Source organism: Pseudoalteromonas sp. ND6B (assembly GCF_000764215.1).
In the GTDB taxonomy this organism is placed as follows: Bacteria; Pseudomonadota; Gammaproteobacteria; order Enterobacterales; family Alteromonadaceae; genus Pseudoalteromonas; species Pseudoalteromonas tetraodonis.
The window spans coordinates 99,479-112,467 of record NZ_JQFL01000089.1; the positions used below are offsets into that span (position 1 = coordinate 99,479).

Genomic DNA, 12,989 nt, shown 5'->3' on the forward strand with positions numbered 1-12,989 from the left:
GGTTTGAGTGGAAAAGTTACTTGAACAAATAAAAAAAGGCACCGTTTGGGCATTTCCTGGCGGCGTACATCCTCCTCAGCAGAAATCATTATCTAATAGTGCGCCTATAGCCAGACTCCCTTTGCCTGAAAAACTTGTTCTGCCTTTAAAGCAGCACATTGGCGCTAGTGGTAAATTAATAGTTGAAAAAAACCAGCACGTGTTAAAAGGCCAAGCGTTAACAAAGCCATCAGCTAATTGGTCGGTGCCAATACATGCACCGACTTCTGGCACTATTATTGATATTACGCCTATGCCATCAGCGCATCCTTCGGCATTACCTGAATTAAGCATTATTATTGAACCCGATGGCAACGATACCTGGTGTGAATTATCGCCTTTAGCAAACCCAGCCACTGCATCACACGATGAACTAGTTGATGTTATTCATAATGCGGGTATTTCTGGTATGGGCGGCGCAGGCTTCCCAACCTATGTAAAAGCTGATATTAAACAACCTATTGAATTTTTGATTGTTAATGCGGTTGAGTGTGAACCTTACATCACGGCTGACGATACCTTAATGCGTGAGCACGCCGCTGAAATAGTCAAAGGTATTGAGCTAATGCAACAGCTGCTCAATCCGACGCTGTGTATTATTGGCATTGAAGACAATAAGCCCGAGGCTATCACAGCCATGACAGAAGCGGCGAAGCATAGCGAGCATATTTTAATACAAACCGTGCCTACTGTTTACCCTTCTGGCGGTGAAAAACAGCTGATAAAACTGCTCACTAACCGTGAAGTACCAAACGGCGGTATCCCTGCTGATATCGGCATTTTAGTACATAACACCGGCACTTTATTTGCGATTCAGCAAGCTGTATACGAAGGTAAACCGTTAATTGAACGTGTCGTTACCGTTACCGGCAATACTATACATAATCCTGGCAATGTATGGGCGTTATTAGGTACTGAAATTAAGCACTTACTTGATTGCCAAGGTTTTTCACCGGTGCCACAACAACGCGTGGTCATGGGCGGCCCTATGATGGGCTTTACCTTACCCACAGTTCGTATTGGCGTTGTTAAAACAACAAACTGCATACTTGCCCCAGATCACAAAGAATTAGCAGAGCCTGGCCCAGAAAAAGCCTGTATTCGCTGCAGTGCCTGTGCCGATGCCTGCCCTGCTTCATTGTTACCACAGCAGTTACAGTGGTTTGCTAAATCAAAAGAATACGACAAACTCCAAGAACATAACTTATTTGATTGTATTGAATGTGGCGCGTGTGCCTATGTTTGCCCAAGTGAAATACCACTCGTTCAGTACTACCGCGTTGCAAAAGTTGAGATTAAAGAGCAAATTGCCGAGAAGATAAAATCTGATCGCGCTAAAGAACGCTTTGATGCACGTAAAGCGCGTTTAGAGCAAGAACAAGCTGAGCGAAAAAATCGCCACAAACGTAAACCTGCCCCTAAATCGACCGAAGAGCAGCAAAAAGTAGCCGATGCCCTTGCCCGCGTTAAAGATAAAACTAGCGATGGTGACAATAAATCAGCTGTAGCAGCGGCAATTGCGCGTGCTAAAGCGAAAAAGCAAGGTGGCGAACTTGAGCCAGATAACAGTGAAGTTGCAAAAGAACGCGCAGCCCGTAAAGAGCAAGCTCGCCTTTATAAAGAACAAAAGGCACAAAACAATGGTGATGACGAGCCTGTAGATGATAAAAAATCAGCCGTTGCTGCCGCTATTGCCCGTGCTAAAGCTAAAAAAGCAGCACAAGCCAATGAACAAGCGCAAAGTGATGACACAGAAAGTGAATCGCCAGTCGCTACCGATGATAAAAAAGCCGCCGTCGCTGCAGCTATTGCCCGTGCTAAAGCCAAAAAAGCAGCACAAGCTAATGAGGAAACAGCAAGCGATGACACTGCAAGTGAATCACCCGTCGCTGCCGGTGATAAAAAAGCCGCCGTCGCTGCCGCTATTGCCCGTGCTAAAGCCAAAAAAGCAGCACAAGCAAATGAGCAGGCAGCAAGTGATGACACTGCAAGTGAATCTCCAGTTGCTGCCGATGATAAAAAAGCTGCCGTGGCTGCTGCTATCGCTCGTGCTAAAGCCAAAAAGGCTGCACAAGCCAATGAGCAAGCGCCAAGTGATGACACAGTAATTGAATCGCCAGTCGCTGCCGATGATAAAAAAGCCGCCGTAGCTGCTGCTATTGCCCGTGCTAAAGCTAAGAAAGCAGCGCAAGCTAATGCATTAGCACAACAGAATGAAAATGCTGAGCCACAAGGCAACGATGAATCTTCAGAAGGTTCACAACAAACAGCTCAAGAAAAAAAGAAAGCCGCCGTAGCCGCCGCCATTGCCCGTGCTAAAGCTAAAAAGCAACAAAAAGAAGGAAACGATCAGTCATGAAACTAACCATGGCCAGTTCACCCCACAATCATAGTCACAAGTCTGTGACACGGTTAATGCTAACTGTGATTGCGGCCTGTATTCCTGGTGTTATTGCACAAGTTGTATTTTTTGGTACCGGTGTACTTATCCAATTATTATTAGCATTAGTGTGTGTGAGCGCATTTGAAGCAGCCATTATGTTAATGCGTAAGCGCCCTATTTGGCCTTCATTAAGCGATGGCAGCGCATGGCTAACCGGTGTGCTATTAGCTATTAGTATTCCACCTTTAGCGCCGTGGTGGGTTATTGTTATAGGGTGTTTATTTGCCATTGTTATTGTTAAGCAACTTTATGGTGGTTTGGGCTTTAATTTATTTAACCCTGCAATGGCGGCCTATGTACTTTTATTAGTTTCATTTCCTGTGCAAATGACGGCCTGGTTACCAGTTACAGAGTTACTCAATACGGGCATTACTTTTAGCCAGCAGCTTAGTCTAATATTTAGTGACTTTACAACTCTTGGATATAGCTTAGATCAGCTCAGAGTGGGTATTGATGGCAGCACGATGGCCACCCCACTTGATACCTTAAAAACAGATATTACTCATAGTCTTACCGTCACTGAAAGTATGCAAAAACCGGTATTTAATGAATGGGTTGGCCTAGGTTGGGGTTGGGTTAACTTAGCCTTCTTACTCGGCGGCCTTTACCTGTTAAAAACAAAAGTAATTAACTGGCATATACCAGTGAGTTTTATTGCAAGCTTAAGCTTATGCGCAGCAATTGGTTATATTGCCTCGCCAGGTACAGAGCCGGGTGTAGTGTTTCACTTGTTTAGTGGTGCGACTATGCTGGGGGCCTTTTTTATCGCCACCGATCCTGTATCAGCTGCAACCACCAATCGAGGTCGCCTTATTTATGGTGCCGCGATTGGTTTAATTGTGTATTTAATTCGTACATTTGGTGGCTTTCCGGATGCGGTTGCATTTGCCGTATTACTGATCAATATTACAGTACCGCTTATTGATTACTACACACAACCAAGAACTTATGGCCATGGAGCAGTAAAATGATTATTTCTTCAATGGTAAAAAATGGCGCAATATTGTGTGGGTTTGCGTTACTAACAACGGGACTCGTTGCCACAATTAATACACTTACCGCTGATAAAATTGCAGAGCAAGAGCAACTGCAATTAACTAACCAGTTACAAGAAGTATTACCGCATTCCAAATACAGCAATGAGCTATCGCAAGATTGTGTAATTATATCTGATCCTTTACTGGGGCCATACGACAACCAAGTAATTTACCGTGCACGTAAAGATGACGAACCCGTTGCATTAGTCATTCGTCATGTCACTCCTAGCGGCTACAGTGGCGATATAAACTTGCTTAGCGCGGTATATCGCGATGGCAGCGTTGCTGGTGTAAGGGTTACTAAGCATGAAGAAACCCCAGGTTTAGGCGATAAAGTTGAAATTAAAAAGTCAGACTGGATCACCTCATTTAATTCAAAAACAGTACAAAGCGAAAGTGACGCGCGTTGGGCCGTTAAAAAAGATGGCGGTCAGTTTGATCAGTTTACTGGCGCAACCATTACGCCTCGCGCTGTAGTTGGCTCAGTTAAAAATGCGGTAGTGTATGCACAAAATAACTTTGATGATCTTTTTGCAGCAGCGAATGCTTGCCCTGAGGTAACACCATGAGTGAATTAAAAACCCTTTATAAAGAAGGCCTATGGGGAAATAACCCCGCCTTAGTACAGTTATTAGGTTTATGTCCTTTACTTGCTGTTACCTCCACGATTACTAATGCGCTAGGTTTAGGCTTAGCAACCTTGTTAGTGTTAGTGGGCTCTAATATTACCGTATCATTTGTTCGCAATTGGGTGCCTAAAGATATCAGAATACCGGTTTTTGTAATGATCATTGCCGGTTTTGTGACGATTGTGCAGCTGTTAATGAACGCCTACACTTTTGGCCTTTATCAATCTTTAGGGATTTTCATTCCGTTGATTGTGACTAACTGCGCCATTATTGGTCGTGCTGAAGCATTTGCCTCTAAAAATCCAGTGCATTTATCTGCCTTTGATGGCTTGATGATGGGCTTAGGCTTTATGTTGGTTCTGGTTGTCCTTGGCGCTATGCGAGAGTTGATTGGCCAAGGCACCTTATTCGATGGTGCCGATTTATTACTCGGGCCTTGGGCTGCTATATTGCGCATTGAAGTGTTTAGCTTTGATAGCCAGTTTTTACTGGCCATTTTACCACCGGGCGCATTCTTAGGGCTTGGGCTGCTGATCGCCGCTAAAAACGTCATTGATGCACAAATAAAATCAAAACAAGTAACGCCGCCAGAAGCTGAAAAAGGCCCGCGAGCGCGTGTTACTAGCTTAACTTAAGGGGAAAACGCATTAACTTAATAAAAGCGAATGCGTTTTAAGTTACATGAATAAAGAAAAACGTCACCAAATACTCTCGCGTTTACGTGAGCAAAACCCACACCCTGAAACCGAGCTTGAGTACTCAAGCCCGTTTGAGTTGCTAGTTGCAGTAACACTCTCAGCACAAGCAACCGATGTTGGGGTAAATAAAGCCACCCGTAAGCTCTTTCCAGTGGCTAACACACCCCAAGCCATTTTAGATTTAGGCCACGACACACTACGTGATTACATAAAAACCATCGGTTTGTTTAATTCCAAAGCCGCCAATGTTTATAAAATGTGCCAAATACTGGTTGATCAGCATAATGGCATCGTGCCTGAAAACCGTGAAGCCCTAGAAGCCCTGCCCGGCGTTGGCCGTAAAACTGCTAATGTAGTACTGAACACTGCTTTTGGCTGGCCGACCATCGCTGTAGATACGCATATTTTCCGTGTTTCAAACCGCACTAAGCTTGCTATGGGTAAAGACGTGGTTGCGGTTGAGCAAAAGCTCGAAAAAGTTATCCCCAAAGAATTTAAAGTAGACGTGCACCACTGGCTCATTTTACATGGGCGTTATACTTGCGTGGCACGTAAACCAAAATGTGGTTCATGCATTATTGAAGATTTGTGTGAGTTTAAGGATAAAACAGAGTAATCAAAGCCTGCTTTTGCCATGAGCGGACATTGGTGACACGCTTTGTGGGGCGTGCGACTTCAATGATTGTTATATGTATCACAGCGACGACCAAATGAGTGAGCCTACAAAATAGGTTATTCCAAGCACAATAGATAAATATACTGCCCAGCGAATAACTTCACTTAATTTTGCAGCTATGACACCTACTAATATAGCCGAGCCGATAATTATGGAAAATCTCATTAATTTGAGGTCAATTTGTCCATCTGTAATATTTGCTACAACTAACCCAGTAAACAATGCAGCTATGATAAATATCCATATTTTCCAATTTTCTGATTGATGCTCAGAGAGCTCTTCATCTGATAAATATGAATTACCAACACGATGTCTAGCCATTAAATTCTCCCTTTCCATGCCAAACCATATAACCCTATTTTAGCGCGAAACGTCCTTATTTTGTGAACATACATTAATAGCAAAAAACATGAGTTATTACTAGCTATACATATTATGATTAGTAAGTGCTATTTCGTCAGGTAGAAAAAGGGAAAAGTATCCTCTTAGTCTTACTTAGCTGACGGCAAATCTCCTGAATGACCGTTCCTCGCTCTAGGCGGACTTCGCCAAAGTGCCACTAGCAGACGATCACGCTAACAAACAAATAAATCGCTGAATCATGAAAACGGACGTCACTCTAACTCACTTTTGGACAAAAACGTGTTAGCATTTTTTGCTGAAACACGTTCGTGGAAAAAAGTTGTAGTCAACACTCTCAGACTTTCTGAGCTATAATACCTCATTATTTAGTGATCCTTTGATACATCGCTACCACTGGCTCATCATTATTTTTTATGTAAATGTCAGCAATTTTTTTTGAAATAACCTGTCCGACCTGACCTAACGAAATTATATTCTTAAATATTGTTTCTAAAGGGTCTAGATCATACATATAGAATGGCTTTGATAATGTCTCTATCCAAATGTCTGCGACATCTGTGGCATAGCCTTCACTCAACCTCGCCATTTCTTTCATAAACGACATACCATTATGATCGTCATTAACATAAGGAGCGACAGCCATCAACCAAGCTTTAGTATCCACAGTCAACTCATCTATGTATTCCACCCACAAAGCTAGCTTGGATGCCAAAGGCTTTTTATCAAAATTTTGTTGATTAATTAGCTCAACTAAATCAGGCCATAGAGCAAATACTAACTCTTTGGTCTTTTCTATATTTTGGTCTCTTATAGACCATAAAAACCAAACAACTTTGCTTAACTCACTTTCTTTTTGTCTACCTAAAAGAAGCCTCAACAAGCTTTCATCATCAAGTTGATCTCTTTTTTGAAGATATTCAATACATGCATATTCTATATAGCGACCTTTAACCGTATCTGAAAAGCTTTCATCATCTAGCAGTGCGGGATAATATTGTTTTTCTTTAAAATGAGCATGAATTTCAGGAATTAGCCAACCTACATATGAATAGGCTTGTATAGCGCATCGCCATTGAAGAGAATTTGTTTCACCAAACATTTGCTCAATATTTTGCACAGTCCAGTCTTTAGAAAGATAAAGAAAGTTACGCACATACATTAATAGAATCGTAATAAATTCATATTCACCAGCAGTATGTGGCTTGCTCAGTTCATTATCGAAAGTTGGCTGATAGCCAGCCCATATTCGTATGTGCTCTTCTGAATCTTTTTCAACATTTCTGCATTGATATAGAGCTAATTTAAAGTAAGCCTCTAAGCAGCGACCCCTTGGACTATTAATAGCCATAGATACAGCATCAGAGTCATCATTAAAATCTTCACCAGATGCTTTGTTTAGAATTAGCTCAAGCGTATTTTTAACATCGTGTGTTAACTCAAGACTAAAAGCGTGTTCATCCTTTTCACATCCTGATTCTACTAATCGACAATAAGAACTGATCACCCAGTGTTTGTCACCTATGAACGGGCCTGAATCCGTATTATCAACAGAGTTCCAAAAAGAAGCTTCATTAAACAATTTAGTAGCAAAGTTAATAATTTTAGGCCAAAGTTCGTTCCACGGTCGCTGTGCTTTATCTGTCCATAACTTTGAGTAAGCAGAAAATATTTTGTCTAGATAATGTGGTTTAAGATCAATGAATGAATCCAAATTATTAAGGATTTCACAACTATCGAGTAAAACTAGCTCTTCAAACGTATTAACTAATCCCTCTATGCCCGGTTCATTGAAGTGTCCAACTTCCTTATACTCGTTTAAGAAATGTATCAACGAATCAATGTCTTCAAGCATAACTGCAAGTTCAGAAACAGACAGTGGAGATACATCTACCGCAACACCACCGCTCATATAACATGAAAAGTCGGGATGATCTGGCTCAGCACCTGTAATATCAACACAAGCTTGATACTTCGCTTGTGTCACTTCATTTTCATCTTTGATAGCGGCAAACCAATTTGACTGCTTGTAAGCAGTTGGTTTGTCTAATAGCACTCCAGTTTCTTCATCCGTCACATTTAACGACTCTATCGCTGCAATAACTGATTTTTGCTGCTCTGCTCGTAGTGAAGAAAAATTCTTGTGGATAAAATGCCAAAGCTCATGGCGATACTTATCGTTAAAATGATTTGGCTGAATAACTAAAGTTATTACTTGCTGTTCAAGTTTTTCAAAATATACACTCGCAACATAGATAGCGACACGTTTAATAGTTTGGTAATCACTATTGATTAACTCTGTTAGTTTTTCATTAGCGTTGTTATCAGAATCTTCTTTTACGTAACCTAACAAAGCATCTCTAAAAAGCTTTAGAACAATATCATCAGCGTCATTGTGTCTGCTGCTTTGCTTATGCTCAGGTATTGCGTTACGCCAAACATTCGACCACTTATCATTGCGATTAATATCGAGTACTTCTTTGAGTTTTTGCTCACATAAGTTTACTGCGACTAAACCTAACTTTTCACCGAGAGCCGCAGCATTCTCTTCTATAAACTTTCCTGCTTGATAATCATCAAAGCCCAATACGGCTTCATGTTTATTATCTGCGTATCTGCCTTCAACACTGTGAATTGCAAATAACTTATCTAACAGAAATATGCCGAATGAAACCGACTGTTCAGTATTAATATCAATCAGCTCTAACATCCACTCACTAATTTCCTTATTAACAAGATAGCGGTCAAATTTATCGTTTAGCCAGTCGCTAACACAGCCAATATCGTCAAGGTTGATAACCTCTAAAGGTATATTTCTAAGAATTTTACTGAATTGCCACCATGTCCTGTAGTTAGAACGCTCATTTGCTACCGCATATTGAGTAACTTCTTTTAGTAGGCTTAAATATTTTCGTGCCATTTCGACATCATTTTCTTCTCTTAATTTAAGAGATGACGAAACAAGATATTCTGTGATGGGCCATGAGGGTATGTGAATTGTACCGTCAGACTTTGTAACTGGAGCTGGGTTACATTCAGGATCTAAGTACCCTGACTCTAAAAATGCATCAAACCATACTAAATCATCGACTTTTTTAAATAGCCAAGGCTTTAACGCGGGTTCATTTCTAACTCTCTGAAGAGCATTTCTTTGTTTTACAGTTAAATTAGTGCTCATGACAAATCACTATCAAGCTCAGCTAATTGCTCAGCCAAGCTTGCTCCACCAAAATCAAGCTGCTTTACCCACTTTTCAATAATGCTTGTTTGCTGTTCATAATTTTCATGGTCTCGTAAGAAACCGATCAATTTGGCATTAAAAGATTTGCGATAATATTTGTTTAACTTATCGAACAGTAGTTGCTCAGCTTGAAAGAACCCTTGAAGTATAAATAATTTTGTTTCAGCGGAGCCTGCCTGATTACTTGATTTAAGTACATATTCGAGTATTTCAGTTTCTTCTAATCCGTACCCTAAAAATAAGACTGTTTTATTTAAAAATAGCTTTTGTAAAAACTCAGGAACCTCACCAGATGTATAGTGATTCAAGTAATCTTTTGTAGTTATAACCATGCTACTTGGTTCATCAACACAACCATGAATATGTACAACAGCACCTTTCTGATCCAAGTTAGCGCTTAATAAGTCTTTTCTTTCGAAATAACGCCATTCATCTTCACTTTTCTCTTTGGAAATTTCGGGAACTATTAGCTTGTCATAATTGGTTGTTACAAAGGTACAACCAAATTCATTTATACTTTTGTAAATATCACTATTTTCTTTGGATAACGTAAATATTTTTTGATAATCAACTTGTGTACCATTTTCATTTTCGTCATCAAGGATTTTTGCAATTGAAAGGCGTTTACGTGGATCTGCAAGGGCATTAATCATCTCCTTTTCATAATGATTAATAACCCTGTTATTCAATAGTTGTTCAACTACACCGTATGCAAAGCCATCCCATGATTGATGACCAACGAGCCGGGATATACCTGCACCAATAAATAATACGAGAGACCCTTCCTTTGCTGCCGTTATTATTTCAGGGTCCAACTCCGGCATTTCCCGCAAAAAATCTGCCATTAGCTAACCTTCATTTTTACTGTTAGCAATTCTCGCATCAGGCCCTTCCATCTCGATGTTGAAAAATTATTCTAATTATCAGTTACTTTACATGATTTTTCACAGAGATAAAGCATGATATGGGAACTTGAAGCACTTAAGGTTAAAATTGAGCCCATACACACTAGATTTAGCCCACTTACACTTACAACTCAATCACTATCTTGTAACTCATTTTGGGGCAAAAGCTTGTTAGAACAAAAGGCAGACTGCGACAAATAGCATCGAAAAGTTTCGAACTTTATTGTCATGGTTTTAGTATTTATTGTCGAGTTTCATAATTATTGTCCTCCGACACTTATATCTATTTTGAACTTCAATTATAGATTGGCAATCACAGCAGTTTTCTGCCGTTGGCACTGTTACTAATCTTTTAAACTGAATTTCAATACCGCATGTTTCACAATACCCGTATTCGCCAGGTTCTTTTTGAAGCCTAAATTTAACTCGTTGCAATGCCTTCAGCTGCAGACCTTTTCTATAACGTGAAATGTATTGTTGCTTACGCTCTTCTTCTAGTGCCGCTCGATCTAAAATATCTGCAAGTACATTGCTTTCAACATTCTTATTTATTGGTTCATTCAGAGCATTCTTAAGCATAGAAATTTCATCATTAACTTGGTTTATTATATGCCCTAATTGGTCTGTTTTTAAAAATTCATGCATTCCTTATATCCTATACTAAACATCAAAAAGGTATTTAAACTGTAAGCGTCTAGCGAACCACACCTAGCATCGATGTTCTGATTATCTAAAAATACCTGCTCAATGATAAATTCGGAGCAGGTGATGAAAACTTACAGAACAAGCGCACAGTGGCAGCAGCTTTTGCTGAAACGCAGTACGTTTAGTGGTACTAATATTGAATTCTGCCAACACCATAATGTCGCTATTACGACTTATTATAAACAACGTGCTTTACTGGCAAAAGACCAGCCTAATTCCACCTTGCCAGTGCACACGCAGTGCCTTACATCATCACGTTTTGTCCAGGTAAAACAAACTACTGAAGTCTGCGCGCAAACTCGTCAAAATACGCTGCAGTTTGATACGCTAACCGGCCAACTCACGTTTCCTATCGATTTAGCGACGGCCGATATCGTTGCCATTATTAAAGGGCTAACGGTATGAGGATGTTCGTTGATGTACCCACCGTCTATTTATGTGCCGATGCCGTTGATTTTCGAAAATCAATTAATGGTCTGGGGGCGTTGGTGGAAGCAGAGCTTGAACTACCCGTGCTCAGTGGTGCGCTATTTGTGTTTTGTAATAAAGGCCGTGACAAACTCAAACTGCTTTACTGGGATAACACCGGTTTTGCACTGTGGTATAAGCGATTAGATAAGCATAAGTTCAAATGGCCCAAACTCATGTCACCCACCATGACCTTAAGCGAGCAGCAATTACACTGGTTATTATCGGGTTATGATGTGATTGGACACAGTAAAATTGATGTCGCAGGTAAGCAAATGCTTTAATATTTGCGATCGATTGATGATCATCAAAGTGAGTTCAGTTAGCACTGCAAAGCCTTTGATGATGCCTTAAAATAGGCGTCATGAAAAATGAACTCGCCCTTAAACAGCGCATTGCTGAACTTGAAAAACTGTTAGCGCAGAAGGATGCCCAGATTGCGGCATTGGAAGAGCGCTGGAACTTGGCCCAACAAAAACAATTCGGCAAAAGTGCTGAAGGCTTTGCCGGGCAAGGCGAGTTATTCAATGAAGTGGAAGAAATTGTTGAGGAAGTTGAGGCAGAGCAACAATCCATTAGCTATACCCGTAAAAAGCCGGTGCGTAAGCCACTGCCAAAAGACTTACCTCGTGAGCAGGTTATTCACGACATCATCGACAAAACCTGTGATTGCTGTGGCGGTGAGCTACATAAAATGGGTGAAGATAAGTCAGAAAAGCTTGAGTTCATACCCGCTAAAATCAAAGTGATTGAGCATATTAGGCCTAAATACGCCTGCCGTCACTGTGATAAATCCTCAACTCAGACACAGATTAAACAAGCCTCAATGCCTGCCATGCCCATCAACAAAGGCATTGCAACCAGCAGTTTGCTCAGTCAGCTTATCACCAGTAAATACCAATACGGGTTACCGCTGTATCGCCAGGAAGCGATGTTTAAGCAATACGGTATTGAACTCAGTCGACAGACCATGAGCAGCTGGATAGACAAATCAGCCTCACTCTTCGCGCCATTAGTTGAACGGCTTAAAGCCGAGCTGTTAAGGCAACCCACGCTGTTTGCCGATGAAACGCCATTAAAGGTGGTGAAATCGGACAAAGTAAACAGTTACATGTGGGTGTATTGCTCGGGTCGAGATTCACCAGACCCGAATAATCCCATCCCTAATATCGTACTTTACGACTTCCACAATAGTCGCGCGGCCGCCTGCGTGGTCAATTATCTTGATGGATATCAAGGGTACTTGCACGTGGATGGCTATCAAGCCTATGCCAGAACAGAGGCAACCTTAATTGGCTGCTGGGCGCATGCTCGTCGTAAATTTATCGACGCGAAAAAGCTACAAGGTAAAAACAAAACCGGCAAAGCGGATGTGGTATTGAGCCTTATCCAAAAACTGTACGGCGTTGAGTCACGCATCAAAGATAAAAGTGTGGATGACAAATATACGGCAAGACAAGAGGTTAGCCTGCCTATTCTTAGCAAGCTAAAAATATGGCTTGAGCAGGATCAGCCAAATTTAGTGGGGAACAGCAAACTGATAGAGGCAGCTAATTACCTGGCAAATCAATGGCACAAGCTCATACGCTATGTTGATGAAGGCCGACTTAGCATCGATAATAATAGAGCAGAACGCGCGGTAAAACCGTTTGTGATAGGCCGAAAGAATTGGTTATTTAGCCAAACGGCTAACGGTGCCCATGCTAGTGCCACCCTTTACAGCATTGTGGAAACCGCCAAGATAAATGGTCTAATCCCATTTAATTACATCTGTGCTTGCCTTGATGA

Annotated in this window: 12 protein-coding genes; 8 read left to right on the forward strand and 4 right to left on the reverse strand. The window is 41.1% G+C overall.

Annotated elements, in window-relative coordinates:
- The first annotated feature begins 7 nt into the window (after positions 1 to 7).
- From rsxC to nth, 5 genes are read left to right on the forward strand one after another with little or no spacing between them, the layout of a single operon-like run.
- Complete coding sequence (gene rsxC, locus ND6B_RS00130) at positions 8 to 2,398, forward strand: electron transport complex subunit RsxC (RefSeq protein ID WP_033104424.1); 2,391 nt, start codon at positions 8 to 10, stop codon at positions 2,396 to 2,398.
- Complete coding sequence (gene rsxD, locus ND6B_RS00125) at positions 2,395 to 3,453, forward strand: electron transport complex subunit RsxD (protein WP_024601100.1); 1,059 nt, start codon at positions 2,395 to 2,397, stop codon at positions 3,451 to 3,453. The genes rsxC and rsxD overlap by 4 nt, the downstream gene beginning before the upstream one ends.
- On the forward strand, positions 3,450 to 4,088 hold the full coding sequence (gene rsxG, locus ND6B_RS00120; protein ID WP_024601099.1) for an electron transport complex subunit RsxG: 639 nt from the start codon (positions 3,450 to 3,452) through the stop codon (positions 4,086 to 4,088). The genes rsxD and rsxG overlap by 4 nt, the downstream gene beginning before the upstream one ends.
- Positions 4,085 to 4,783, forward strand: a complete 699-nt coding sequence (locus ND6B_RS00115) for an electron transport complex subunit E (protein ID WP_024601098.1) — start codon at positions 4,085 to 4,087, stop codon at positions 4,781 to 4,783. Before rsxG ends, ND6B_RS00115 begins: the two co-directional genes overlap by 4 nt.
- 46 nt (positions 4,784 to 4,829) lie before the next feature.
- A complete protein-coding gene (nth, locus tag ND6B_RS00110) occupies positions 4,830 to 5,462 on the forward strand; it encodes an endonuclease III (protein ID WP_033104425.1) in 633 nt (210 codons plus the stop codon).
- 78 nt (positions 5,463 to 5,540) lie between these two features.
- Here nth and ND6B_RS00105 read toward each other — a convergent pair whose 3' ends face one another.
- From ND6B_RS00105 to ND6B_RS19790, 4 genes are all read right to left on the reverse strand, one after another.
- Positions 5,541 to 5,843: a hypothetical protein gene (locus ND6B_RS00105; protein ID WP_033104426.1), complete on the reverse strand. Its 303-nt coding sequence runs from the start codon at positions 5,841 to 5,843 to the stop codon at positions 5,541 to 5,543.
- 403 nt (positions 5,844 to 6,246) lie between these two features.
- Positions 6,247 to 9,060 (reverse strand): hypothetical protein, encoded by a 2,814-nt coding sequence (locus ND6B_RS00100; protein ID WP_033104427.1) that lies wholly within the window; start codon positions 9,058 to 9,060, stop codon positions 6,247 to 6,249.
- On the reverse strand, positions 9,057 to 9,968 hold the full coding sequence (locus ND6B_RS00095) for an SIR2 family protein (protein ID WP_033104428.1): 912 nt from the start codon (positions 9,966 to 9,968) through the stop codon (positions 9,057 to 9,059). The genes ND6B_RS00100 and ND6B_RS00095 overlap by 4 nt, the downstream gene beginning before the upstream one ends.
- Positions 9,969 to 10,262: 294 nt before the next feature.
- The gene (locus ND6B_RS19790; protein ID WP_016899346.1) at positions 10,263 to 10,673 is read right to left on the reverse strand and encodes a TraR/DksA family transcriptional regulator; all 411 of its coding nucleotides are present in this window, start codon (positions 10,671 to 10,673) and stop codon (positions 10,263 to 10,265) included.
- 123 nt (positions 10,674 to 10,796) lie between these two features.
- On the opposite strand from ND6B_RS19790, the gene ND6B_RS00090 reads away from it, so the two are divergent.
- The 3 genes from ND6B_RS00090 to tnpC all read left to right on the forward strand — a co-directional run.
- On the forward strand, positions 10,797 to 11,138 hold the full coding sequence (locus ND6B_RS00090; RefSeq protein WP_008467385.1) for a hypothetical protein: 342 nt from the start codon (positions 10,797 to 10,799) through the stop codon (positions 11,136 to 11,138).
- Positions 11,135 to 11,485 (forward strand): IS66 family insertion sequence element accessory protein TnpB, encoded by a 351-nt coding sequence (tnpB, locus tag ND6B_RS00085; protein WP_016899347.1) that lies wholly within the window; start codon positions 11,135 to 11,137, stop codon positions 11,483 to 11,485. Before ND6B_RS00090 ends, tnpB begins: the two co-directional genes overlap by 4 nt.
- Positions 11,486 to 11,565: 80 nt before the next feature.
- The coding region (gene tnpC / locus ND6B_RS00080; RefSeq protein WP_033102914.1) for an IS66 family transposase at positions 11,566 to 12,989 on the forward strand (1,424 nt) is incomplete at its 3' end.

Bases quoted from the DNA above. Each gene is read 5' to 3' on its own strand.
- rsxD (WP_024601100.1), top strand. From the start codon at position 2,395: ATGAAACTAACCATGGCCAGTTCACCCCACAATCATAGTCACAAGTCT.
- rsxG (WP_024601099.1), top strand. From the start codon at position 3,450: ATGATTATTTCTTCAATGGTAAAAAATGGCGCAATATTGTGTGGGTTT.
- ND6B_RS00115 (WP_024601098.1), top strand. From the start codon at position 4,085: ATGAGTGAATTAAAAACCCTTTATAAAGAAGGCCTATGGGGAAATAAC.
- nth (WP_033104425.1), top strand. From the start codon at position 4,830: ATGAATAAAGAAAAACGTCACCAAATACTCTCGCGTTTACGTGAGCAA.
- ND6B_RS00105 (WP_033104426.1), bottom strand. From the start codon at position 5,843: ATGGCTAGACATCGTGTTGGTAATTCATATTTATCAGATGAAGAGCTC.
- ND6B_RS00100 (WP_033104427.1), bottom strand. From the start codon at position 9,060: ATGAGCACTAATTTAACTGTAAAACAAAGAAATGCTCTTCAGAGAGTT.
- ND6B_RS00095 (WP_033104428.1), bottom strand. From the start codon at position 9,968: ATGGCAGATTTTTTGCGGGAAATGCCGGAGTTGGACCCTGAAATAATA.
- ND6B_RS19790 (WP_016899346.1), bottom strand. From the start codon at position 10,673: ATGCATGAATTTTTAAAAACAGACCAATTAGGGCATATAATAAACCAA.
- ND6B_RS00090 (WP_008467385.1), top strand. From the start codon at position 10,797: ATGAAAACTTACAGAACAAGCGCACAGTGGCAGCAGCTTTTGCTGAAA.
- tnpB (WP_016899347.1), top strand. From the start codon at position 11,135: ATGAGGATGTTCGTTGATGTACCCACCGTCTATTTATGTGCCGATGCC.